Below are 25,080 nucleotides of genomic sequence, written 5' to 3'. Positions count from 1 at the left end.
TCTAAATGGTATGTGTTTTACATGTAAGCTTTAAAGCTTACATAGCAAGAAAAGATAGCAATTCATCAACTATATCTGATTAAGTACACAGGTAAAAATCTATAGAGAGGGCTTGCAATAATCCAAATAGTTCGTTGGTGAGCGCTACACGGTATAGAATAGAAAGGGTTGGAATCGTAATTTGGGATTCATGATCTATAATGGATATCTTTATAAAAGATTTACCTGGATAGCGTTTGATGCAAGCTTCCAATTCGTTCACTAGCTCTTCGGTGATATGGTCTTGCGTCAGCTTTAAATGAATGCCTTTCGCCATTTTTTCCCGCATCTCTTCCAATAGGTTAATCGTTCGAGGCTTAAAGGTTTGCATTTCTTGATTGTCATAACGGATGGCTACATGTCCAGTCAGGAAAAGTAAGTGTCCAACTTCTAATAGATGCTTGTATTTTAAATAGTCTTCTCCAAAAAGTGCAAAATGTAATGATCCATGGTAATCATCTAATGTGAGTAACGCAAAAGCATTTCCTTTGCCATTTTGCTTAATGGTAGAAGCAGTGAGTATACCCGCTATGGTTACAGTTTTTCGACTAGCAGTTAGTATATTTTGTGTAGTTACATTGCAAAAGCTTTCTATATCTATTTTAAATGCATCCAATGGATGGCCAGAAATATAAAAACCAACTAGTTCTTTCTCTATACGCAGTTGTTCCAACGGACTATAAGGGGTACAATCAACGGGTTCTGGCCTTTTAATTTGACTATAGCCACTAGCTGCAAAAAGAGACTGCGCTGCTTCTATCTGTTCTTTTTGTATACGATTGCGGTATTGGATCAATTTTTCTATAAAACTGCTACCCGATGCTTCATAGAGATATTGTTTTCTATGTAAACCCTTCAAGCCATCAAAAGCACCCGATAAAGCAAGTGACTCCATCGTTTTTTTATTTAGGCTTTTAAGGTGAATGGATTCGACAAAGTCAAAAATATCTTTAAATGTCCCTTTCTCCTTTCTTGCTGCTATAATAGCAGTGACCGCTGTCTCACTTGCTCCTTTGATCGCACCTAGTCCAAACCTTATTTCTTTATGGAGGCCTGCACTAAAATTGACTTGGCTGGTATTTATATCAGGGCCCAATACAGCCAGTCCTTGCTGGCGACTTTCTTCCATAAAAAAAGCAATTTTTTCAATATCACCCTGGTTATGGGTTAATACAGCGGCCATATATTCGGTAGGGTAGTGGGCCTTTAGATAAGCCGTTTGATAGGCAATTAGGGAGTAGGCTGCTGCATGCGAACGATTAAAACCATATTGTGCAAACTTTTCCATCATCTCAAAAATATGCAATGCTTTTTCTTTAGGGATTTTATGTTTTTGAGCGGATCCAGTGATGAAAATATCACGCTGTTTGGCCATTTCTATTGCATTTTTTTTCCCCATAGCTTTGCGCAACAAATCTGCACTACCTAGGGTATAACCCGCCATAGTTTGTGCGGTTTGTATGATTTGCTCTTGGTAAATCATAATGCCATAAGTGGGCTTTAAAATAGCTTCCAAAAGTGGATGAGGGTATTCAATAGCTTCTTTACCATGTTTGCGGGCAATAAAATTAGGAATAAACTGCATAGGACCTGGTCTGTAAAGTGCATTCATCGCAATCAGCTCTTCCATTGTAGTGGGTTGTAATTTAATCAGCCATTGACGCATGCCTTCTGACTCAAATTGAAAGGTCCCTTTTGTATTACCGGATTGGTATAGTTTAAAAGTAATGGGATCGTCTAGTGGAATAAGATCTATATCTATGGAAATGGCTCTATTTTGTTCAATCAATTGCAAGGCATCTTTAATAATACTAAGCGTCTTTAAGCCTAAAAAATCCATCTTCAACATCCCGATTCCTTCCAGTACCGATCCATCGTATTGGGTAACCAATAAATCGGAATTTTTATCTGTTTTTACTGGGATATATGCTACAATATCATGGGGTGCAATGATGATCCCTGCTGCATGAATACCTGTATGGCGGACCAACCCTTCTAATTTTTCTGCTAAATCCAATACGTTACCTTCTGGTGTGGTAAGCCCTTTCTTCAGCTCTGCCAGTTCTTTTACTTCTTCAAAAGCTTCTGATAAGGTAATCCCTAGTTTATCGGGTATCAATTTGGTCATATAGTTGGCCCGTGCCAAAGGCACCCCCAACACACGGGCTACATCCCGTATGGCAGATTTAGCGGCCATACTACCAAAGGTAATAATCGAGGCTACTTGGTTTCTACCATATTTTTGAATCACATAATCAATTACTTTTTTACGTCCTTCATCATCAAAATCTACGTCTATATCAGGCATAGAAACCCGCTCTGGATTCAAAAAACGTTCAAAGAGCAGATTATAGCGTATGGGATCTATTTTGGTAATGCCGATGCAAAAAGCGACTAAGGAGCCTGCTACTGATCCTCGACCTGGCCCTACCACCACACCTAATGTTATAGCTGCTTGAATAAAGTCTTGTACAATTAGAAAATAGCCAGCAAAACCGGTCTGAGCAATAATAGCCAATTCATAGTTGAGTCTGTTTTCTACCTCTAGAGGAATGGTCCCATATTTGGCACGTGCTCCGGAAAAAGCCAAATGGCTTAGATAAAGATTGGTATCTGAAAATCCACTCGGAAGTTTAAAAATAGGCAACAGCACATCACGTGTTAAGGAAACGGTTTCTACTTTTTCTACTAAGGCTAGGGTATTGGTAAGGGCCTCTGGTAGGTCTGCAAAAAGCAACGCCATGGCTTCTGGTGACTTTAAAAAAAATTGATCGTTGTTGAAACGCATCCGATTGGGATCGTTGTAATCTTTTCCAGTTTGTAGGCAGAGCAACACATCTTGCGCAAGACTGTCCTGTTGCGCAACATAATGCACATCATTGGTGGCAATCACTTTCACATTGTATTTTTTAGCCCAACGGAGCAATAGGGCATTACAAATTTCTTGTTCCTTGATGCCATGTCTTTGTAGCTCTATGTAGTAATCTTCACCAAATAGCGCAAGCCATTCTAAAAAAAGCTTTTCTGCTGCTGCTTCACCATGGCGTATAATGGTTTTAGGAATCTCTGCACTTAAACAACAGGTAGTGGCGATTAAACCCTCTTTATATTGTTTGAGTAAAGCTTTATCAATACGTGGTTTATAGTAATAGCCTTCTAAAAAACCTAGGGAGCATAGTTTGGTAATATTTTGATAACCTATGCTATTTTTAGCCAATAATATCTGGTGGTAACGGGTTTTGTCTTTATGGTCGTGCCGATCAGGTGCCATATAAAACTCACATCCTATAATGGGCTTTATTCCTTCCTTACCAGCTGCGGCTACAAAATGGGGGACCCCAAACATATTCCCATGGTCGGTAATGGCCAATGCATCCATGCCCAATTGTTTATTGGTAGCTATTAAACGTGTGACCTTAGCGGCTCCATCCAATAAAGAATATTCTGTATGACAATGTAAATGGCAAAAATTGGACATGTTGGTATGAGATTGTAGCCCTGCTAAGGGCTGTTTATCGAGCTATAAAAGTGTCTTTAATAGCTTATTTTTTTATAGGGAAAAGGGTATTGTGATATAGTTAAACATTTTTGGTATAGTAAACAGCATAACATAAATATAGGAAAAGGATATTTTATAGCGATACCACCGAGTATAAATGGAGATTTTGCAATTTGATACCTATTGCACTAAAAAACTATTGACTAAAGGGATGCGGACTATATCAGGTAAAATATTAGGGTGAAAGACGGGATTCGAACCCGCGACCCTTGGTACCACAAACCAATGCTCTAACCAGCTGAGCTACATTCACCATAAAACTAAACTTATGAACCTATTGAGTCAATAGATAACTCAAATATAAACAAAAAAAATAAAAATTGTGCACAAGGGCTCTCTCTATCTAGCTCCTAATTCCTTGACTAGTTGATGTCATAGATTGTAGTCAAGTAGCCATCCATAAGATATTATCTATAGCTATAGACCGAGCACTAAAGAAAATTAGTGACCCTAGAGTAATGTAAAAAGGTCATAGGCTAAAGGTTGCCTTTCAAGTCATTCAAACAGGCTTCCTGTAAAAAGTTGCGATTGGCATCATATAACCGTCTGTTTATTTAAAAAAGATTGTAAGAGAATCGCAGCACTTACCTTATCTATATTGCTTTTGTCTGCTCTATCCTTTTTAGAATAACCAGCTTGGTAGAGTCCCTGCAAAGCCAATTTAGAAGTAAATCGTTCATCTTGGTAATACAAACTTTGCGCTGGAAAGGCTTTTTTTAATTGCGTGCCGATTTGCTTTATGATATTACCCATTTTAGAAGGTTTTCCATTTAAATGGGTGGGCATACCCATCACAAAGGTGACTACATTTTCTTGTTGCAGATAATCCTTTAAAAAGGGCAATAAAGTAGGGGCAACAATGGTTGTCAAAGGGGTAGCAATGATTTGTAAAGGATCGGTAACAGCAATACCGACCCGTTTGAGCCCATAATCTATGGCCATAATCCTACCCAATTTTTTTTCCATGATTTCGTTGGGTTTGAAGGAACTGTTTGGCCTGGGATACGATGCACTTTGCGGCTGTTGCAACGCCATTTTTTGAACTTAGTAACCGGCGAACTGTTGGATAGACTGCTTGTTGTTTGGCCCTAGCGTTGCCCGATAGCAGCTTGGTTAAAGTGGCATAGAGATTTTTGTCTGTTAGTTGATATTGAATGAGTTCTGGAATAACTGGATGATCCATCAAAAGGTTAACCAAAGAGATGTAATCTACCGTAATAATGCTTTTGTAAAAAAAATGGGCCAATGGATGGAGCTTATAGACCACTATTTGTGCGAGATTAAATAACGCGGCTTCTAGACTAGCGGTTCCAGAGGCAACCACCGCCACCTTCGCAGCGGCCATTAGGTCATAGGTTTGGTCATAAACAATTTGAACCGTAGGCGGGCATAGCGCCTCATACAAACGCTTTGGCATCATACTTAATCCAGCTACTACAAACTGATGGCCTTTAAAATGGGCTGCCTGGGCAACCATTCGAGGCAATAGACGCTGAATTTCACCCAATCTACTACCCGGCAATAAGGCTATAATCGGCCGATGGTCGAGGCGGTTTTCTGCCCTAAAAAAGGGATTGATGGTATGATTGGCAACTTTTTGAATCAATGGATTACCGACATAGTCAATGGTATGGTAGCCTTGCGCACGATAATAGGCTGCTTCAAAAGGTAGGATAGACCATATTTGGTTTACATTTTGCTTAATTTTTGCAATTCTTTTTCGACCATGTGCCCATATTTTAGGCGGTATATAGTAGTGTACTAAAAATCCATTTTGTTTAGCAAATGCAGCAAGCCGCATATTGAAGCCACTGTAGTCAATTAAAAGAACGACAGCTGGCTGGTAGTGCTTTAGACTTTTTTGGCAAAACTTTAGCAACTGCCATAGGGTATACCACTTTTTTAAAAAATCTATCCCCATATAAGCCATTTTTGAACCATCTACGTTGCAACGCCTGCCCATCGCTTGGGACATCGCACTTCCTCCACAACACCAGAAATCGGCGTGGTGATCTACTGATTGGATTGCTCTAATCAAATCAGCGCCATGCATGTCTCCGGAGTGCTCACCCGCAATAATGTAATAACGCATGGGTATTTGGATGTTAGATGGTGCCTTTTCCATACAAATATGGAGGCAATAGGCCAAATAGGGGATACTTAATAATACAATTACACAATATAGATACTTTTTATAATATTTAGTAAGCCCATTTTAGCTTATATATCTGAAAACAGCGGACTTCCTTTACTATCAAAAATTATGGAACCTATGCATCTTAATAAATTTTAGCTTTACATCAGAACGGTTGTACGCAACCTATTGCTTAGAACCGTTCTGAAAAAACAAAGAGGAGCAAAAGTAAGGGATCAATCGCTTTAGCCTGGTTGCGCTTTTACATAACCCTTTCTTTTTTTTAAGTGCAGGGTTGCACTAAAGCCAGTTGCCTGAATGTATACTGTACAAGTTAATTTATAAATGTATTTTTAGGGTCTATTTTTATTTTTTTCTAAAAAATTCCAAAGATTTTTTTCTTTTTTTTTCTTTTTTCTTCTTTTTTCTTTTTTTCTTTATCTATTTTTTTATCATCATCTGATTCAGTAAAATTTCCTTTATTGTCTGAATGTATAGATTGCTTATCTTCTTTTGTTTCAAATACATTTTCCTCTTCCCCAGATTGATCTTTTTTAAGAGGATGTCTGTTTTTTGCTTCTTGTACATCTGGTACAGCAGTTTTAACTTCCGTTCTAGGTTGGTCTTTGTTGTTTTCTTTCTCTTTCTCTTTCTCTTTCTCTTTCTCCTGGCTATTTATTTTTGCCTCAGCAGTTTCAAGATCATTTAAGGGAATAACATCCGTAGCAGTTGCTGTTTTGCTGGCCGCAACCGTAGGGGCGTTTCGTTTCAGGTTTCTGTTTTTGGTATCAGTGCATTTTTCTGCTGTTAAGACAGGTAAAAGTAATAAAAAAATTAGTTTGCTTGTAGATGTGGACATAATAATGTAAATTTGAATCGGTTAAATAAAATTTAAATAATAGAATATGCCCTTAGCATGTTTCCATAAATTAGTTTGGTATGGTATGTTGCATACAGCATATTTAATTGGTTGTGCATAAAAAAACAATACCTTAAAGCAGATTATCAGGTATATTTACTTTTTATATATAGAGTTGGCTAATGCCCCTAATGCAATTAGCTTAAGAAACTTGATAAATATCAATTATGCATTAACTTTTTACTGTCATTGAAGCAGTAATCTAGATTATACACCTAGATTCTTTTTTGTTTTTTATACATCTTAAGTCTTATCCTATTGCAATAGAAGCAATATTTCCCAAAAAGCAAGTAAAAAGCAATAGTTTTCCTGGTTAAGTTCCTAAAAGCTTCCTGCATTTTCTTGACTTAATTGCTTATATATAATGGTAATAAAAAACAGCTACGTTTGCAATATTTTTGAAGCCAATAATAATGCTTGTCTGTGTTTTTTATATTTTTTTAAAGTTAGCCTGCATATAAGGGAAAATAGTAACGCTTCTTTTGCCCCATTATCTACTTTTATAGGTCCTTTTACCAAAGGCTATGTCTGTTGTTTTAGTTACTGGTTCAGAAGGCCAGCTGGGTCTTGCTTTACAGGCTACTTTTAAAGCGCATCCTTTGTTTGCGCCACTTTTTTGCAGCAAGTCCATGCTGGATATTACAAATGGTGGCCAAATAGAGGCTTGTATCAAAGCCCATTCCGTTCGATACATTATAAATTGTGCGGCTTATACAAATGTCCAATTGGCAGAGCAAGAAGCAACAGCCTGCTTTAAGGTCAATAGCCTAGGTGCTGGCTACTTGGCGACATTGGCCGCAAAGTATGGTATTGTGTTCTTCCATATTTCAACAGACTATGTGTTTGGCCTCACAAAAGGATGTCCATTAAGCCCCAGTGATCCCACCGATCCACTGAATCAATATGGTCGATCCAAACGAGCCGGAGAACAAATGGTGGCAGCACGCGCTACCCATTTTTATATCATTCGAACCGCATGGCTATATGGCGAAAAGGGGCATAATTTTTTTACTAAGATGGTGGCATTGGCCCAAAAAGGCGATGTAATACAGATGGTTGATGACCAAATAGGGAGTCCTACGTATGTCTATGACTTGGCAGCAGCCATTTGGGAAATAGTCGAAAAAATAGCAAAAAATAATCTAGCCGACTACCCCTTTGGCATTTATCACTATACCAATGAAGGCGTAGCCAGTTGGTATGATTTTGCCTATGCTATTGCTGCTGCTTTACCCAATCGTTGTGCCGTAATCCCCCGATCATCTGCTGCAGTACGACTTAAAAGGCCTTACTATAGTGTATTAAATAAATCTTCTTTTCGAGAAGTATTTCAAATAAAGATTCCCCATTGGCAAGATAGCTTGGCCCTTTGTGTAAGAAAATGGCAAAACCGATTAGGTTGCTTTTGGATAGGATTTATACTAAATTTAAGCCTTTATATTTAATGCTTGCTTCCGTACGTGTATCCCTCTACAATTGTGCTGTATCTGGTACATTATATAAGATAATCAGGTGATCCACCAGAGGTATTGCGCTGTCGAGGCAGCATGCTGGCTTCAAATCTTTAATTTTACATTAATGTATGGCAAATGTAGTGGCCATTGTAGGCAGATCTAATGTAGGTAAATCTACTTTTTTTAATAGACTGATCGAAGAAAGAAGAGCCATTATGGACGGTTCTGTCCATACTACCCGTGACCGACACTATGGTTATGCACAGTGGAGCAATAGATTTTTTACCGTTATTGATACAGGGGGGTATATGTCTGGTACCGATCATACTTTTGCCCACGGTATTCGTGAACAAATTCAACTTGCATTAGATGAAGCCAACTTGGTACTCTTTATGGTAGACTGTATAGAAGGACCAACCGATCTAGATAAAGAATTTGCCCATGTACTACGGAAAATCAATAAGCCTGTTTTTTTAGTAGCCAATAAATCAGAAGGTCTAATGGCTGAAATGGCTGCATCTAGTTTTTATGCTTTAGGGCTTGGTCCGCCATTTCCTATAGCAGCAATAAATGGTTCTGGAACAGGTGATTTGCTAGATGCCTTATTGCCCCACTTAAAAGAGGTACCGATAGCTCCATCAGATCAGCTCCCTAGATTTACCATTCTAGGCCGCCCAAATGTAGGCAAATCTTCTTTTTTAAATCTATTGTTAGATGAAAAAAGGAGTATGGTCAGTCCGCTCTCTGGTACTACTAGAGATGCAATAGATACCCCATACAACCGCTATCATAAAAAGTTTATCCTTACTGATACAGCAGGCATACGGAAAAAATCAAAGGTTCGCGATGCCATCGAATTTTATTCCGTGTTGCGTGCCGTAAAAGCCATGCAAGACGCAGATATTTGTTTGATTATGATAGATGCCCAACATGGTATAGAAGCACAAGATATTTCGCTTATTGCACTAGCACACCGGTATAAAAAAGGTATGGTTTTAATAGTAAATAAATGGGATTTGATTGATAAAGAGGCTACAACCGCTGATAGCTATAGAAAACATCTATTGCATAAACTAGCTCCTTTAGACTATTTGCCGATTGTATTTGTTTCAACTATAAAAAAACAAAGGGTCTACCAAACCATCGAGAAAGCGCTTGCTGTTTATCAAAATAAAGTAAAAAAAATTTCCACTTCCGAGTTAAACAAAGCCATCTTACCTAGTATTGAAAGAAACCATCCCCCTGCTGTAAAAGGGAAGCACATCCAAATTAAGTATTGCACGCAAGTTACTGGAAATGCTCCCACATTTGCTTTCTTTTGCAACCATCCAACCTATATTCAGCCTAATTATAAAAGCTATTTGGTCAATCAACTGAGGTCCCATTTTAACTTTGAGGGTGTGCCTGTTCAAGTGGTATTTAAGAAAAAATAATCTTTTGGTATACATTTACTCTGGCCATTGGCTATTAAACCCATTGGCTGGCTGCAAATCATTGAGTTATTTTGTAAATTGCTTTATTATAAAATGATTTTTTTACTTTATATTATTTTCTTTTACCCAAGCATGCAAAAGATACCAATATGAAAATAAATAAGAACTATGCGATAGGCTTATTAGTGCTATCTTCTTTGGGCATTTTGTATTATGGTTTTTTATTTCTAAAAGGCCACAATATATTTTCTAAATATAATCATTACCAAGTTTCTTACCCTGTAAATAAGAACTTATGCGTTTCTGCACCTGTCAAACTAAAAGGTCATATAGTAGGCATGGTAACAAAAGTGGAAATTCAGCCTAAACAAAATTATAGCACACTGGTTACCATTGAGATAGACAAACAATTTCCTTTGACCCATACCAGTAAAGTTATGTTGAATAATGCCGGTATGATGGAAGGTAATGCTTTAGAAATTGAGCTCCAAAAAGGACGTCCTATCAGTAGGCAAGACATTATCATTGGTCAGATCCATCCAGATTTTAATGATATTGATCTTAAAGCAATGACGGCACAGGTTGCAACGGTTACCCAAAACCTGATCAAAACGACTGAAGGCGTAAATGCGATTCTAATAAATTTTGAAAAAACAAGTGCAATCTTAAACAGCACTATGCGTCAGCTTGAATCTAACATAAATACTATTGCAAAAAATATAATTGCTATTTCTTCACCATTGGCAGATTCTAAAAAAGGTATACCGGCTATATTTCCCACTATACATAGCCTAATTATGGAGGTACAATCTATTCCGTTTAAGGATATATCTGTTAGCGTTAACCATACGTTACAACATCTGGAAAAATTTATACAACAGACCACTAGTGGGCATGGCAGCTTGGCACTGCTTATAAATGATCCAACACTCTATCATAGGTTTCATCATAGTGTAGAAAACTTGGATGCATTGCTCTTTGACCTGAGAAAACGGCCCTCGCGTTATGTACACTTCTCTTTATTTGGTTTAAAAAAGCATAAATAAAAAATATACCAAACTGGTTTACTAAGGCAAATTTTTATCAATTTTATTTCCTTCTTTGTTCTATTTACTAGCCATCTATTAGAACGATTTATGAAACAATCTACCATTCGAAAGTTGCGACGTATCCCCAATATGTGGGTTAAGTGTTTAGGAACTGCGCTCATTGCTTTTAGTAGTTTATTGGTTAATTATACCGCTTGTAACCCCTACAATCGCTCTGATGATCATCTAGCGATAGAAGTGTGGTTTACACCGCAAGACCCTTGTATGGATCTTATTGTAGAAAAAATTCTATCTGCCAAAGCATTTATTCTTGTGCAGGCCTATCTGATCACCTCTAAAAAAATTGCAAATGCACTGATACAAGCGCATCAAAATGGAGTAACGGTTCGGTTGTTAATAGATAAAGATGCACAAACTACAAAGGGGAGTAAAGTAAACAGTTTATTACAACATGGTATTCCTATTATAATTGATAAAACAGTTGGTTATGCACATAATAAAGTAATGATTATTGATGATACATATGTGATTACAGGTTCTTTTAATTGGACAGATGGTGCGCAGGTTAGAAATGCAGAGAATTTAGTGATCATAGCAGGGCAAGCGATCAATAAAAAATTTAAAGATAATTGGTATATAAGGGCAGCAAATGGAAAACGATTAAGATCCATCTATACCTATTGATCCTTACGATCAAGGAAACTTGCTTCTCTTCATCCATTTAAGATTTTATTTTTAGTGGATGGAAAGGTATAAATTTATCTTTTTCAAACCGTAATACTGGAATATGCTGATTCGTATGATGCTTTCCATAGGATACACCCTGAAAAATAAGGCCACTGTAGTACATGTTTTCCCATTTTTTTTGAAAATAAGTACCATACTTACCTAACATTCGACCAAAAAACAGCATCATTTCGTAGCCAATGTAACTTTTTTCATTGGGTTTTGTTCCATTTTTCTCAAAAAAATTTTTCCGAAATATGCTTAACGTAGCCCTACTATAGTCAATATAATTTGGAGATAAGAATAAAATAGGCAACCTTTGTAGTTGGTAAATATTTAATATCTCATTTTTTATCCATTGCTCATGGCCTATAATTTGTGGCTTAATACCAAGTTTTAAGCAGAGACTTATTACCGTAGAAACGACCAACTCATCTTGAGAAGGTACATAAATATGGGTTAGTTTGGCTAAATCTAATTGCGTTTGTTCGGTATCTTCAATATTTTTTTCTTTTTCTTGGGTGGTATTTTCTTTCAAAAAATTTTTAATGCTTTTATCAGAAAGTTGTACAAATAGATCTATTGACTTACCTAGCTGCTGCTCAATCCTATGTTTATATAAGGTGGCTTGTAATATATCCTTCTGTTTCATACCATAAAATACCCCTATACAAGGTTGCACGGTTGCTTTACCATATATATCACTTAGTGTAAGCGCTGCTGCTCTTTGTGCACAAGTTTCTAAATCAGGCTGAAAAAGAAAGGCGAATGGATTACCGTGGGTTACCGTAGAATTATCAGAAATAGGATTTACAAAGTTAATTTTGTTTTTTTTAGCAAATGCAGCAACCAGTGGAATCGTATCGGGATAGAGTGGACCTATGATGAGATCCATATAAGCCATGGCTTCTTGTGCCAGCAATGCTTTGGTAACTTCTACGTTTTTTTTCGTATCAAACGTAAAAAGATTAATCACAATACCATCTTGAGCAAGTCTTTCTATGGCCAACTGTATACCTTGGTATAGATCAATAACAAATTGATCTGTACATGCCTCATAGTCCAACTCATCTACAAACAAAGGAAGTAAAACCGCTACATCATAAGCTGCTTTATGCTTAGACTTTACTTGTTTCAAAGGATCGTATGTATAATCTGCAAAATTATATTTCTGTTTTAACTGATTGACTAATGAAAAATCTTGCGTAAGATAGGCCTCTCGTGCCACTTTTTTATGTAAAATAGTTTTAATAATAGGGTCATTGGGAAATTTTTCAATTAGCTCTTCTAGATATGCATCATCTTCTATTTTTTTTAAAAAAAATTTTTTTAGTTGTAGAACCGATCGCGCCATATGCTTATCTTTAATCAAAGCAAGTGCACCCAAAGCCTCTTCAACACGTCCCTCTTCAAAGCTACATTGCGCACACCAATAATGGATCTCATTTTGCTTGCTCCAAGCTGGAAATTTTGCTTGTATTTCCAAAAACGACTGATGGGCAATTGCTTTTTCTCCATTGTGATAGGCGGCTAATCCATAGTAAAAATGTATATAAGGAGAAAGAGAAGGAGGATGTTCTATTTTTCTCAGTGTATCAAATAATGATTTTGCCTCAGCATAAGCTTCTATCTTGTAAACTTTTTTGGCTGCTTCGTATTGGGCCAATAGAAGTTTTGCATGGCGATCTAGCATACCCAATCGTAGGTTAGGTTTGGCTACGGCAGTATGTTGGTATATAAGACAGAATAAGGTCAACCGTAGATAAATGTTCATAGTGGTGGTTACTTTGTGTATAGCAAATCATATTATAGATGGGTCCAACTATTTGTACGTACAAGCGCAGCGCAACTAGCCATTTTTTCTGGCTAAATAGCTGATTCCTCGGCATCTATATTTGACTTTATGTAGGGCTTTTTTTATTAAATGAGGAGGGTGAGGGATTCGAACCCTCGGTACTTTTAACAGTACCACGGTTTTCAAGACCGTTGCATTAAACCACTCTGCCAACCCTCCTAATCCATATAGTAGGCTAGATTTATGGTAAATTTAAGACCAATTTTTAGCAATACAATGAACTGTTTAATCTTTATAGGTTGTGCTATATTCTACCATTGGATAACAATATTACAAAATAAAATGGAGCTTATAAAAGTTTTTTGACAATACCTTATTTCGGTTTATAAGCTGCCTACTGCTATACTGTTGCATCTACATCTGGCCCATTTGCTTTGGTACCTGTATTTTTTAGTGGTGTCAGTCCTCCAGAAAAATTGAATTTCATTACCTCAGAACCAGGTAAATCCAAAGGCGTAACCAATTCCGGAGGAACGATAACAAGCACGCCAGCTAAATCATAAGCATTCGGTAGGTAAACAGCTATATGACTAGGCATAGAAAGCACTTCTAAAGCATCTTTTGTAATAAACCCTATTCGATAGACTTGAGTCGTTTTATTTAGTAAGATAATAACCGGTTTATTAAATTTTCCTTTGCTGCTTACAAAAGCTGAAGTAAAATCCTTTAAGTAAGAATAAAGTGCACGAATGAATGGAACCTTTTTGATTAGTCCTTCCGTAAAGCCAAATACTGACTTAACAAAAAGGGTAGTACCTATATATCCTAGAAGAGTTATAGAGGCCACTACAATGCACATCCCCAAACCTGGAATACCCAGACTAATAAACCCATCTATTTTCCGCAACACTACTGAAATCAAATAGAGTGTTCCACCTAATGGAATGATCAATAGTAATCCTCTAAAAAAGTAGCGCATCAGCCTATTAATAAGCGGTTGCTTGGTGCTCATGGTGTCAACATTTGTAAATATTAAAAGCAGTTTAATCTTCAACTATACCAGCCTCAATTTAAAGAAAAAAGATGATACAAAATAATAGCTGGTAGGCTCATACGCTAAATTATATATTAAAGTAAAACTTTATCAATTATATATATATAATTGATAATGAAATAACATAATATATATAACAATATTTTATTCGGCCAAATATTCAAATAAGTGATTTACTATCATCTGTATAGGTATATATTTATTAAAGTTTATGTTTAATAAAAATATTTTTTATTGTGATTATGAAATATATTTATATTTAATCTGAATAATATTTATTTGTATTTTTGTTCTTTGTTAGACCATTTGTGCGGTCATTTTGTTGACAGTCTGTTCAGTAGACTGATGGGACTATTTTTATTGTAATCTCTTTACAAGATTTGATTTAGTAGATTGGTTATACAATGATGTATACATATATTTTATCAATTTTAAAATTGATAATCAATTATAAAAAAATAATACAATCCAGCATTTATCTTAAATTAGATTAATTTTTTAGGTTTGTCTAAAAAATTATTTAAATTTGTCTAAATCTATCTAATAGAGGTATGAAACGTACACATGCAGAAGAAAATTACTTGAAAGCGATTTATATGCTTTCAGAAGGGAAAGAAAGATTGGTTTCAACTACTGCCATGGCGGAATTTTTATCTACCCGTGCTGCCTCTATTACTGATATGATGCAAAAACTACATCATAAGGGCTTGGTAGTCTACCGTAAATACCACGGCGTAACCTTGACAGAAATAGGCAAACAATTGGCTATAAAAATTTTACGCAAACATTTACTTTGGGAAGTTTTCTTAGTAGATAAATTAAAGTTTGGATGGAATGAAATACATGAAGTAGCGGAGCAACTAGAACATATTGATTCTGATATACTCATAGATCGATTGGACCATTTTCTAGGCAATCCATATTGTAATCCCCATGGTATAGTCATTCCAAATGCAGATGGAAAGATTGTAACCAAGCCTAGACTATTGATGACAGATCTATCTGAAGGCACAAGTGGTATAGTAAGTGCCATTAAAGATGATTCCGTTGCTTTTTTACAATACCTCGGTAAAAGAAATATCTATTTAGGCGCTAAAATTACCGTTATTGAAAAAATTAGATTTGATGAATCGATGGATGTAACTATTGATAACCAATATAAAATTAATATATCGCGTAAAATAACAGATAATATTTTAATCACTTTATAGTATTGTAATAAGATGGCTATTTGTATAAAACATCTCTACTTGAATAGATATAAGATTTTTTATTTGTTTTTTTGTTTAGGCCTATTTTCCTGTACCAATCATACAGATGAGTCATTTACTATTTTGGCCACCACAGGTATGCTGGGAGATGCCGTTAAAAACATTGTTAAAGAGGATGCACATGTAATAAGCTTAATGGGGCCTGGTATAGATCCTCATACCTATCAAACTACTCAGAAAGATGTACAACAGCTTAAAAATGCCGATATAGTATTTTATAATGGTCTTGACTTAGAAGGAAAAATGACTAATTTATTGAAAGGAATGGCCCAACAAAGACAAGTTTATGCTGTTGGTGACGCACTCAATCACACACAGCTGCTATACGATGGTACGATTGGTGTAGACCCTCATATCTGGTTTGATATAAGTATATGGAAGCAGGTGGTTCGTTTTATCAGTCAAAAACTCCAAGCAGGAAGGCCTGAGTCGGCAGCCTATTATCAAGACAATACAATAGCCTACTTAGAGACCTTAGAGGCATTACATCAATCGGTTGCACGTCAAATTCAATCCATTCCAAAGCAACAACGGGTATTGATTACTGCACATGATGCTTTTGGTTACTTTGGCAAGGCTTATGATATAGAAGTAGTTGGTTTACAAGGAATTTCTACTGCATCCGAATGTGGATTAAAAGACATTAAACGTATTGTATCGCTTATTATAAAGCGAAATATTAAAGCAATTTTTTTTGAAACTTCTGTTTCAGATAAGTCAATGCGTGCTGTATTAGAAGGTTGTGCCCACTATGGACATAAAGTAGCAATAGGAGGGTACCTTTATTCAGATGCACTTGGTGCACCTAATACAGTAGAAGGAAGCTATTGTGGAATGATCCGTACCAATACCCTAACAATTGTTAATGCACTGAAATAAAGAAACCCTCTAAAGACAACATAAAGTAAAAATAAATTACTGCTACAAATAGTAAAATTATAGGGAAAAAGTTAGCTTTGCATTGTCTTTCGTATAAAATTACAGAGGGCCAATATTGGGTTGGCTTATCTAAGCAGTAGGAAAGATGTAGTAATCTATAACGATCATGGTTCAATCAATAAAGTGTTAAATATAATATTCTATATCCTGGCCAATCTTACTAGATTTATATCATCTAAGATGTATGGTACTGTTTGTCTATTTTTTTCTTTGATCTTATCCTCTTGCTGCACTACTTTAGATCAACCATTTGTTATTTTAACCACTACAGGCATATTAGAAGATGCTGTTAAAAATATTGTAAAAGACGATGCTCAGGTAGTTAGTTTAATGGGCCCTGGTATAGATCCTCATATCTATCAAACTACTCAAAAAGATATTCAACAGCTTAAACATGCCCATATAATTTTTTATCATGGCCTTGATTTAGAAGGTAAAATGACTGACTTATTGCAAAAAATGGCCAAAGAAAAAAAAATGTATGCCGTTAGTGATGCCCTTATGCCAAAACAGCTATTATACGACGATATGTGTGCTGTTGGTATAGATCCTCATATCTGGTTTGATGTAAAACTATGGCAACAGGTGGTTGGTTTTATTAGTCAAAAGTTACAAGAAGCAAGGCCTGAATCAGCGGCTTACTATCAAAAAAACACATTGGTTTATATGGAAACATTGGAGGCATTACATCAAGCCGTAACTGCACAAATTCAGGCTATTCCTTTTAAGCAACGGGTATTAATCACTGCACATGATGCTTTTGGTTATTTTGGTAAGGCTTATAATATAGAAGTAGTTGGGTTACAAGGAATTTCTACTATATCTGAATGTGGCTTAAAAGATATTAAGCATATTATAGCCCTTATTATAGCACGGAATATTAAGGCAGTTTTTTTTGAAACTTCTGTTTCCGATAGATCAATGCGCGCTGTATTAGAAGGTTGTGCCCATTATGGATATAAAGTAGAGATAGGAGGGTGCCTTTACTCGGATGCACTTGGTGGGGCTGATACTTTAGCAGCTACCTATTGTGGCATGGTTAGCGCCAATACTACCACTATTGTAAATGCACTAAAATAAAGATGATACAAACAGACACGCATATTGTACAGATAAAAGATTTAACTGTTTCCTATCCAAATAGCAAGGTTGTATTGGAAAAAGTTAGTTTTAATCTACCATCACATAAAATCATTGGAATAATAGGTCCCAATGGGGCAGGTAAATCTACCCTATTGAAGGTTGCTATGGGGCTTATTCCTTATCAACAGGGGGAAATAAAGTTGTTGGGATCATCTATTCATAAGGTAAGAAGACAGATCAGTTATGTCCCTCAAAAAGAATCAGTAGATTGGGACTTTCCTGCTTCTGTATTTGATATTGCTCTTTTGGGTAGGTATAATCGATTGCGTTTTTTTGAACGGCCTAATAAAAAAGATAAAGCAATAGCTATGCAGTGCTTAGAAGAATTAGGTATCGCACACCTTGCCAAACAACAAATTGGAGAACTATCTGGAGGGCAACAACAAAGAGTATTTTTAGCTAGGGCGTTGGCCCAAGATGCAGCCTTATATTTTATGGATGAACCTTTTACAGGTATAGATATTACTACAGAAAAAATTGTTATTGCACTGTTAAAAAACATGGTAGCAGCAGGTAAAACCATTGTAGTCGTACACCATGACTTGGGGTCAGTAGATACCTATTTTGACTGGCTCGTCTTACTTAACCATAAACTTATAGCTGCCGGTGATATAAAAAAAGTCTTTACAGCTGATTTACTTGAAACAACCTATCATAGTAGATTGCCTTGTTTGAACCCCTCTTCCAATAAGTGCCGGTGATAGGCTTGCATATAGCATCTCTACCGTTCAATTTACATAAATAGGAATAGAACCGTTATATTGACCTATAAATATTAGTAAGTTATTGTATGTTCACGGTTGCATCCATATAGCGTGCGTTTGATGGTTTTTTGCGTAAGAAAAATAAAATATACAAACAATTTATATAAATTGAACCAATTATAATAATTATGTCAACTGATCAGGACACTCTTACACCTAGAGAAATTGTAAAAAAACTAGATAAATATATCATCGGTCAAGCAGAAGCCAAGCGCAATGTGGCCGTTGCCTTGCGGAATAGATGGCGCAGAATGGAGGTAACAGGAGTGTTAAAGGAAGATATTGTCCCAAATAATATCTTAATGATTGGGCCAACTGGAGTAGGTAAAACAGAAATAGCTAGGAGATTAGCCAAAATTGCAAAAGTTCCTTTTGTAAAAGTAGAAGCCTCTAAATTTACAGAAGTAGGCTATGTTGGACGTGATGTAGAGAGTATGGTAAGGGACTTAGTGGAACGTGCTGTAGCCATGGTAAAGTCAGAAAAAATAGAAGCAGTCCAGCATAAAGCGGTTGAACAAGTGGAAGCAATTATTTTAGATATATTACTTCCCCCGTTTCAACCAAAAACAAACGAAGAGACCTGTTTAGATAGTACAGAAAGCAGCGATACTACGCGGGAACGCTTTCGTGAAAAATTAAGAAGTGGTCTACTGGATCAACAACAAATAGAAATTAAAATAACTAAAACCGTTCCAGCTGGTAATATAAATAGTCTAGGAGCAGGTCCTTCCATGGACGAAGGATTCGTAATGAACTTTCAGGATATGCTGAGCAGTTTTTTACCCAAACAAACTAAAAAAAGAAAAGTAACTATTGCAGAGGCACGTACCTTGCTATTGACAGAAGAAACAGCCAAACTGATTGATATGAATGCGGTTAAAGAAGAAGCCTTAGTAAGAGCTAGCCATTCTGGTATTATTTTTATAGATGAAATAGATAAAATTGCCCACACTGGTCAAAGCAATAGTCCAGGTATAAGTCGGGAAGGTGTTCAGCGCGACCTTCTACCCATTGTAGAAGGGAGTACAGTACAAACCAAACATGGTCCCATTCAGACAGATCATATTCTTTTTATTGGAGCAGGTGCTTTTCATATGGCTAAGCCATCTGACCTTATTCCAGAATTACAAGGTCGGTTTCCGATTCGTGTGACTTTAGAAAATCTTTCACAAAAAGATTTTTATAAGATTCTAGATGAACCTAAAAGTGCCTTACCTATTCAGTATCAAGCACTGTTAGCTGTAGAAAATGTTAGGTTAGATTTTAGCCCAGAAGCCAAACAAGAAATTGCTGCCACTGCCTATTTGCTCAATGAAGAAATAGAAAATATTGGTGCGAGACGGTTACAAACTGTGATGAGCCATCTATTAACGCCTATTCTATTTGATGTTCCAGATACGATTAGGCCCCATACCGCCATTACCATCACCAAAGACATGGTCCAAGAATCGCTGGCTAACTTAATAAAACAGAAAGACCTTAGTGCGTACATTTTATAATGCATGCTATTCCCAAGCCACTTTTTTGTAGCCTCTATTACGCAATATAGACCATCTGTTGAAGATGTATGTCCTATTTTTTGCTTATATTTAAGCACTGCTCCCTGTAAGATTAACCTAATAATTGCTACACTATATGGCGTTTTTTATTAAGACCATTCAATTTTTAGCCGCTTTATTCATCATAGTTGGTATACATGAATTGGGCCATTTGCTTTTTGCTAAGCTATTTAAAATGCGGGTCAATAATTATATGATTGGATTTCCTCCTAAACTATTTAAAGTCAAATGGGGGGAAACAGAATATGCCTTAGGATCGATTCCCTTAGGTGGAGCCGTTCAGATTGCAGGTATGGTGGATGAATCATTGGCCATTAATCATTTGGAAAATAGTCCACAACCTTGGGAATTTCGTTCAAAGCCAGCCTGGCAGCGGTGCTTGACTATATTGGGTGGTATTATCTTTAACTTACTCAGTGGTATATGCATATGGATTGGTTTAACTTATATCATGGGACATACCTATTTGCCTAGAGATGAAGTAAATAAATATGGCATCATACCAAGTGCACTAGCTAGAGAAATGGGCTTTAAAATAGGGGATAAAATCATCAAAATCAATGGGAAAAATTTTGATGATTTTAATGACGTTTTATCACCCAGCTTTTTACTACGTAGTAAAAGCTATTATACCATCAACAGAGATGGTCAGTTATTAACATTGCCCATTCCAGAAAAGCTCCTAGAAAGCTTATCAGATATAAAAAAAGATTTTTTTATAAGGCCCATTTTTCCCTGCTTGATTCACTCCGTTCGCCCAAACAGTAGTGCTACCCTAGCAGGCCTAATGGCTGGAGATCAAATTATTCAGCTAGCTGGCCACTCTATCTTTGATGTATATGGCTTAATAAGGATAGTTAAAACTTGTTTGGATAAAACAGTTGAAGTAGTCTACTTGCGGAATGGCATAAAAATGGCTACCCAGGTCCAGATAGACCAACAAGGATTAGGTATTGAATTGGCTCAGCCTAAATATAGGCAACTACATTATTCATTTATAGGATCTATTCCCATTGGCCTAAAAAAAGCTCTAGAGTTGATGGAATGCCATTTTCTAACCATATGGAAATTAATCACAGGCAAACTTGCTTTAAAAAAATCTTTGGGTGGTCCGATTAGCATAGCCCAAAATTTTGACAACGAATTTATTGGATATAAATTTTGGACCCTGGTTGCTTTGTTATCTATCACGATTGGTTTAATCAACTTACTACCTATTCCAGCATTAGATGGAGGGCATGCTTTATGTATATTGTATGAAGTGCTATCTGGAAGAAAACTTTCTGATAAATTTTTACAAAGTACTCAAAAATTGGGCATGGCCCTTATGTTTTTACTTATGCTTTATGCATTGGGTAATGATATTCGTAAGCTATTATAAGTAGTTATAACTATATTATTGTTACTTTTTGGCATACTATTTAAGTGTACAATCATATAGGTCATGCTAAAAAGATAAATTAGGAATTATTTATAACCATATGTACTTCAATAAATCACTAGTAATGGATGGAGGGATTGCTTCTGCATGGGGTGAAGACGGCATAGGCGGTATGGTAGAGCTGATTGTTTCTGATGAAAAAGAACAGCTCTCTGATGACCATACCCAAGGTAGAATACCCTTGTTGGCACTTCGTAATATGGTTCTTTTTCCTAACGTTGTGGTTCCTATTGCCGTTAAAGAAAGGCAGGCGATGCATTTGATAGAAGTCATACATGAAAAAGATGGTTTATTAGGCATCATTGCACAGCGCAACCCAGAAAATTTTGAAGGTAAACAAACAGATGTATATCCAATAGGTACACTAGCCAAAATTATTAAAATTATTAATTTACCAAATGGTAAAACGATTGCTTTGGTACATGGTAAACAAAAATTTCAAACCATTCAACTCTTTACAGAATCATTAGGATTAGAAGCTACTATTCAACTACTAAAAGATCAACCTTATAAAGAAGACAAAAAAAATCTTGCACTGATGCAATCCTTAAAAGATGTAGCGATTAAGATTCTTAAATTTCGACCTGATGGTTCTAGCGAAGCACAGGCGATGCTAACCAATATTAAAAGTCTTGATTTTCTAACCTATTTTTTGGCGTCTAATTTAAATACAGATATCCACTACAAGCAAAAGTTACTAGAGTTAAGTAATAGCACCAAGCGGGCCAATTTGCTTTTAAAGCATCTTTTAAGAGAATTAGAAATCTCAGAGCTTAAAAAAGAAATTCAAGATAAAGTACACTCTGATATTAATCAGCAACAACGAGATTATTACTTAAGGCAACAAGTTAAAGTGCTACAGGATGAACTAGGCGAAAACGAAGTTTCAGACGAAATTGATACATTACGTGAAAAAGGAAATAAAAAACAATGGCCTAAAGAGGTAGCCAATTATTTTAAAAAGGCATTGGAAAAAGCTGAACGGATGAGCCCACATAGTCCAGATTATTCCATTAGCATCAACCATGCAGAGCTGGTCGTAGAGTTGCCTTGGGAGCACTATACCAAAGACAATTTAGACCTGACCCGAGCCAAGAAAATTTTTGATGCAGACCACTATGGTATTGAAAAAGTCAAGGAGCGCCTTTTAGAATTTTTAGCAGTTGTACGGCTAAAAAAAAATATGAAGGGACCTATTTTATGTTTATGTGGTCCTCCTGGAGTAGGAAAAACTTCTTTAGGAAAGTCTATTGCCAAAGCAATGGGTAGAAAATATGCACGTATTGCACTAGGTGGGCTAAATGATGAAGCAGAAATACGTGGACATAGAAAAACCTATATTGGTGCAATGGCTGGAAAAATTATCTATAACATTCAAAAAAGTGGTTCATCTAATCCAGTTATTGTACTAGATGAAGTAGATAAAATAGATGGAATGCGTGGAGATCCAGCATCTGCGCTACTAGAAGTGCTAGATCCAGAACAAAACAATGCTTTTGTGGACCATTTTTTGGAAGTGCCATATGACCTTTCTAAAATTCTATTTGTAGCCACTGCCAATTCAATGGACCGCATTCCATCTGCTTTGCAGGACAGAATGGAAGTCATTGAAGTAAGTGGCTATCTTCTAGAAGAAAAAATAGAAATTGCAAAAAAATATCTCTTCCCGAAACAAAGAAAAGAACATGGCCTTAAAGCTACTGATCTAGCCATACAAGATGATGCCTTAGCTACAATTATAGCAAGTTATACGCGTGAATCTGGCGTACGTGAACTATCTCGTCAAATAGCCAATATTTGCAGAAAGACCGCAAAATCGATTGCTTTAGCGGAAACTTATACTAAAAAAATAAAACCAACTGATGTTATTACTTTACTAGGCCCAGAGCCATTTGACCAAACACCTTATCAAACCACATCTTTACCTGGTGTTTCGATTGGTTTAGCCTGGACAGCTGCTGGTGGTGAAATTCTCTTTATAGAATCTGTCTTGAGTAAAGGGAAAGGAAGGATTAATTTGTCTGGTCATCTAGGAGAAGTTATGAAGGAATCTGCTATGACAGCACTTTCTTACTTAAAAGCGAATGATCAGTACCTTGATGTATCGCATGGTGTATTTGAAAATTATGATTTGCATATTCATGTTCCTTCTGGGGCAGTGCCTAAGGATGGTCCTTCTGCAGGCATTACCCTTTTTACTTCATTAGCCTCTTTATATACGCAGAAAAAGGTAAAAGACTGCTTGGCTATGACAGGGGAAATTACCTTACGTGGTGAAGTACTACCAGTAGGTGGTATTAAAGAAAAAATTCTAGCTGCAAAACGTGTAGGTATGAAAGAGATTATACTCAGCAGCAAAAACAAAAAAGATGTACAAGAAATAAAAGCAATCTATCGTGAAAATTTAGTATTTCACTATGTAGACTCTGTAGATCAGGTTTATCGTTTAGCGCTTCAAGAAAATAAAGTAGCTAATCCAAAAGTTTGGGATGGCGCTTTAGCGGAGCTGATAACGGAAAAAAAATAAGACGTTTACTTAGTTCTTTGAGTAAGCCCCCTCTGTCAAAAAGGGTTTATAAATCTACTCCTGATTCTACTTTCAGAACCTACTTGATTTTTTATATTTGTAAAGAATAAAAATTAATGTATTTGATACAAAATTTAGAAATCTTAAAAAATATTTACACGTGTAAAACGGTATCTAATACCAGCACTTGAGCGACCTTATTCCAGCTCTTTAATTAAGATAATTTTATTGCAACGGACTCAAACGGACTCAAAATGTTCCAATATTTCTTTTGCCCGATAAGTTATATAATATATATTATGTTAAGTAGAAACTATCGCCAGGAGAGAGGAAAACAAAACTCTTCTAAAATCATTGGAACTAAAAACTAATTTTTTGTGTTTAAGACTTAATAATATTAAATTAGTGCTTCATAATTTTAAAATGTTTATAATGTTAAATATCAAAACTAATATGGTTTTTTTATTGCATGCCCTAATATTAGTTGGATGCAATAGAACGAATAATATGATAGAGACACAATCTAAAAAACTAAGCCTATATAATTGTTTACACTCAACTAATAAGACTAAAGTTCATTTTTCTTCTAATCGTGATGATTGTTTAGTTTCTTATTCTACTAGGGCTTCTGAGGTTGCTGCTGAGGCTTATCTTCTTGCTCATCGTGCCCGTCTTAAGGCTAATGATGCTGCTAATACTGTTCGTAAATATGATTATATTGATTCTGATAATTTTGTGAATTCTGCTACTATAAGTTTTAAATCTGCTACTATATTTGTTCAACGGGCTACTAATCATTATAATGAGGCTTTCAAGTATGCTGATCTTGCTAATCACTATGCTACTAAATTCCGTAATGCTCCTTTTTTGAATATGTCTCTTAGTCTTGCTACTTAGTCGGCCCTGAAATATTATTTTTGAATAAATTTATTGAATGGATATTTCTTTATAATATATATGGTTTATCAGGCGCTCTATTTTTCTTACCCAAGATATAGGTATAACTGGTTTTGGATTAAGAATTTTAATTATATAGGTTTTAATTTAATAGCTTTTTTTAGAGCAGGGGTTATACCCCTTTTAGAACCACTTATAAATATATCACATTCATTAACAGGAATATTATGACCTCTATAGGCTTTATCTACGAAAGCATATTTTACCTTGGTACCAGATAATTGCTCGGCTTGTAATAAACTCTTCTCTAAAGTATGGCCATCATAAGCATTAGGATGTATCGCTTCTGTAGAAACAATTAAACCTTTTTTATGGGT

18 protein-coding genes, 2 tRNA genes and 1 pseudogene are annotated in these 25,080 nt (G+C 36.0%); 12 read left to right on the top strand and 9 right to left on the bottom strand.

All coding sequences use genetic code 11. The features are described from left to right. Nucleotides 1–79 precede the first annotated feature (79 nt). From dnaE to ACRRVB_RS02000, 5 genes are all read right to left on the bottom strand, one after another. Nucleotides 80–3,517: a DNA polymerase III subunit alpha gene (dnaE, locus tag ACRRVB_RS02020; protein ID WP_432466321.1), complete on the bottom strand. Its 3,438-nt coding sequence runs from the start codon at nt 3,515–3,517 to the stop codon at nt 80–82. Between the two features lie 259 nt (nt 3,518–3,776). Next, nucleotides 3,777–3,852, bottom strand: a tRNA-His gene (locus ACRRVB_RS02015). A gap of 280 nt (nt 3,853–4,132) precedes the next feature. Then, the gene (gene ruvX, locus ACRRVB_RS02010) at nt 4,133–4,564 is read right to left on the bottom strand and encodes a Holliday junction resolvase RuvX (RefSeq protein ID WP_432466319.1); all 432 of its coding nucleotides are present in this window, start codon (nt 4,562–4,564) and stop codon (nt 4,133–4,135) included. After that, the gene (lpxB, locus tag ACRRVB_RS02005; protein WP_432466318.1) at nt 4,545–5,723 is read right to left on the bottom strand and encodes a lipid-A-disaccharide synthase; all 1,179 of its coding nucleotides are present in this window, start codon (nt 5,721–5,723) and stop codon (nt 4,545–4,547) included. Before lpxB ends, ruvX begins: the two co-directional genes overlap by 20 nt. 385 nt (nt 5,724–6,108) lie before the next feature. Further along, nucleotides 6,109–6,591, bottom strand: a complete 483-nt coding sequence (locus ACRRVB_RS02000) for a hypothetical protein (protein ID WP_432466317.1) — start codon at nt 6,589–6,591, stop codon at nt 6,109–6,111. Nucleotides 6,592–7,175: 584 nt separating this feature from the next. On the opposite strand from ACRRVB_RS02000, the gene rfbD reads away from it, so the two are divergent. The 4 genes from rfbD to ACRRVB_RS01980 all read left to right on the top strand — a co-directional run bounded on the left by rfbD (nt 7,176) and on the right by ACRRVB_RS01980 (nt 11,271). Beyond that, complete coding sequence (gene rfbD / locus ACRRVB_RS01995) at nt 7,176–8,096, top strand: dTDP-4-dehydrorhamnose reductase (RefSeq protein WP_432466316.1); 921 nt, start codon at nt 7,176–7,178, stop codon at nt 8,094–8,096. A 137-nt stretch (nt 8,097–8,233) separates the two neighbouring features. After that, on the top strand, nt 8,234–9,538 hold the full coding sequence (gene der / locus ACRRVB_RS01990) for a ribosome biogenesis GTPase Der (RefSeq protein ID WP_432466315.1): 1,305 nt from the start codon (nt 8,234–8,236) through the stop codon (nt 9,536–9,538). A gap of 149 nt (nt 9,539–9,687) precedes the next feature. Further along, nucleotides 9,688–10,584, top strand: a complete 897-nt coding sequence (locus ACRRVB_RS01985) for an MlaD family protein (protein ID WP_432466314.1) — start codon at nt 9,688–9,690, stop codon at nt 10,582–10,584. Between the two features lie 90 nt (nt 10,585–10,674). After that, a complete protein-coding gene (locus tag ACRRVB_RS01980) occupies nt 10,675–11,271 on the top strand; it encodes a phospholipase D family nuclease (RefSeq protein WP_432466313.1) in 597 nt (198 codons plus the stop codon). A 37-nt stretch (nt 11,272–11,308) separates the two neighbouring features. Here the strand turns inward: ACRRVB_RS01980 and ACRRVB_RS01975 are convergent, their stop codons facing one another. From ACRRVB_RS01975 to ACRRVB_RS01965, 3 genes are all read right to left on the bottom strand, one after another. Continuing rightward, nucleotides 11,309–13,087 (bottom strand): hypothetical protein, encoded by a 1,779-nt coding sequence (locus ACRRVB_RS01975; RefSeq protein WP_432466312.1) that lies wholly within the window; start codon nt 13,085–13,087, stop codon nt 11,309–11,311. 153 nt (nt 13,088–13,240) lie between these two features. Beyond that, nucleotides 13,241–13,327, bottom strand: a tRNA-Ser gene (locus tag ACRRVB_RS01970). Nucleotides 13,328–13,508: 181 nt separating this feature from the next. Continuing rightward, nucleotides 13,509–14,120 carry a DUF502 domain-containing protein gene (locus tag ACRRVB_RS01965; RefSeq protein ID WP_432466311.1) on the bottom strand — a complete coding sequence of 204 codons (612 nt, stop codon included), beginning with the start codon at nt 14,118–14,120 and terminating at the stop codon, nt 13,509–13,511. A gap of 593 nt (nt 14,121–14,713) precedes the next feature. Here ACRRVB_RS01965 and ACRRVB_RS01960 point away from each other — a divergent pair. From ACRRVB_RS01960 to ACRRVB_RS01925, 8 genes are all read left to right on the top strand, one after another. Continuing rightward, a complete protein-coding gene (locus ACRRVB_RS01960) occupies nt 14,714–15,373 on the top strand; it encodes a metal-dependent transcriptional regulator (protein WP_432466310.1) in 660 nt (219 codons plus the stop codon). 39 nt (nt 15,374–15,412) lie between these two features. After that, nucleotides 15,413–16,312, top strand: coding sequence for a metal ABC transporter solute-binding protein, Zn/Mn family (locus ACRRVB_RS01955; RefSeq protein WP_432466309.1), 900 nt, complete (start codon nt 15,413–15,415; stop codon nt 16,310–16,312). Nucleotides 16,313–16,552: 240 nt separating this feature from the next. Beyond that, nucleotides 16,553–17,452: a metal ABC transporter solute-binding protein, Zn/Mn family gene (locus ACRRVB_RS01950; protein WP_432466308.1), complete on the top strand. Its 900-nt coding sequence runs from the start codon at nt 16,553–16,555 to the stop codon at nt 17,450–17,452. A gap of 2 nt (nt 17,453–17,454) precedes the next feature. Further along, nucleotides 17,455–18,216: a metal ABC transporter ATP-binding protein gene (locus ACRRVB_RS01945; protein WP_432466307.1), complete on the top strand. Its 762-nt coding sequence runs from the start codon at nt 17,455–17,457 to the stop codon at nt 18,214–18,216. Between the two features lie 191 nt (nt 18,217–18,407). Then, complete coding sequence (hslU, locus tag ACRRVB_RS01940) at nt 18,408–19,778, top strand: ATP-dependent protease ATPase subunit HslU (protein ID WP_432466306.1); 1,371 nt, start codon at nt 18,408–18,410, stop codon at nt 19,776–19,778. 136 nt (nt 19,779–19,914) lie between these two features. Next, entirely contained in the window at nt 19,915–21,219 is a 1,305-nt protein-coding gene (rseP, locus tag ACRRVB_RS01935) for an RIP metalloprotease RseP (RefSeq protein ID WP_432466305.1), read from the top strand. Between the two features lie 100 nt (nt 21,220–21,319). Further along, nucleotides 21,320–23,806 carry an endopeptidase La gene (gene lon, locus ACRRVB_RS01930; protein WP_432466303.1) on the top strand — a complete coding sequence of 829 codons (2,487 nt, stop codon included), beginning with the start codon at nt 21,320–21,322 and terminating at the stop codon, nt 23,804–23,806. A 465-nt stretch (nt 23,807–24,271) separates the two neighbouring features. Then, a complete protein-coding gene (locus tag ACRRVB_RS01925; protein WP_432466302.1) occupies nt 24,272–24,703 on the top strand; it encodes a hypothetical protein in 432 nt (143 codons plus the stop codon). A gap of 30 nt (nt 24,704–24,733) precedes the next feature. Here the strand turns inward: ACRRVB_RS01925 and ACRRVB_RS01920 are convergent. Further along, a pseudogene (locus ACRRVB_RS01920) lies at nt 24,734–25,080 on the bottom strand (hypothetical protein); the annotation flags it as partial.

Source organism: Candidatus Cardinium hertigii, from assembly GCF_050864855.1.
GTDB classification, from domain to species: domain Bacteria; phylum Bacteroidota; class Bacteroidia; order Cytophagales; family Amoebophilaceae; genus Cardinium; species Cardinium hertigii_C.
The sequence above is the reverse complement of the archived record's forward strand: the minus strand, read 5'-3'. Positions and strand labels throughout refer to the sequence as shown.

Coding starts and splice junctions, on each gene's coding strand:
- dnaE (WP_432466321.1), bottom strand. CDS start 3,517: ATGTCCAATTTTTGCCATTTACATTGTCATACAGAATATTCTTTATTG.
- ruvX (WP_432466319.1), bottom strand. CDS start 4,564: ATGGAAAAAAAATTGGGTAGGATTATGGCCATAGATTATGGGCTCAAA.
- lpxB (WP_432466318.1), bottom strand. CDS start 5,723: ATGGAAAAGGCACCATCTAACATCCAAATACCCATGCGTTATTACATT.
- ACRRVB_RS02000 (WP_432466317.1), bottom strand. CDS start 6,591: ATGTCCACATCTACAAGCAAACTAATTTTTTTATTACTTTTACCTGTC.
- rfbD (WP_432466316.1), top strand. CDS start 7,176: ATGTCTGTTGTTTTAGTTACTGGTTCAGAAGGCCAGCTGGGTCTTGCT.
- der (WP_432466315.1), top strand. CDS start 8,234: ATGGCAAATGTAGTGGCCATTGTAGGCAGATCTAATGTAGGTAAATCT.
- ACRRVB_RS01985 (WP_432466314.1), top strand. CDS start 9,688: ATGAAAATAAATAAGAACTATGCGATAGGCTTATTAGTGCTATCTTCT.
- ACRRVB_RS01980 (WP_432466313.1), top strand. CDS start 10,675: ATGAAACAATCTACCATTCGAAAGTTGCGACGTATCCCCAATATGTGG.
- ACRRVB_RS01975 (WP_432466312.1), bottom strand. CDS start 13,087: ATGAACATTTATCTACGGTTGACCTTATTCTGTCTTATATACCAACAT.
- ACRRVB_RS01965 (WP_432466311.1), bottom strand. CDS start 14,120: ATGAGCACCAAGCAACCGCTTATTAATAGGCTGATGCGCTACTTTTTT.
- ACRRVB_RS01960 (WP_432466310.1), top strand. CDS start 14,714: ATGAAACGTACACATGCAGAAGAAAATTACTTGAAAGCGATTTATATG.
- ACRRVB_RS01950 (WP_432466308.1), top strand. CDS start 16,553: ATGTATGGTACTGTTTGTCTATTTTTTTCTTTGATCTTATCCTCTTGC.
- ACRRVB_RS01945 (WP_432466307.1), top strand. CDS start 17,455: ATGATACAAACAGACACGCATATTGTACAGATAAAAGATTTAACTGTT.
- hslU (WP_432466306.1), top strand. CDS start 18,408: ATGTCAACTGATCAGGACACTCTTACACCTAGAGAAATTGTAAAAAAA.
- rseP (WP_432466305.1), top strand. CDS start 19,915: ATGGCGTTTTTTATTAAGACCATTCAATTTTTAGCCGCTTTATTCATC.
- lon (WP_432466303.1), top strand. CDS start 21,320: ATGTACTTCAATAAATCACTAGTAATGGATGGAGGGATTGCTTCTGCA.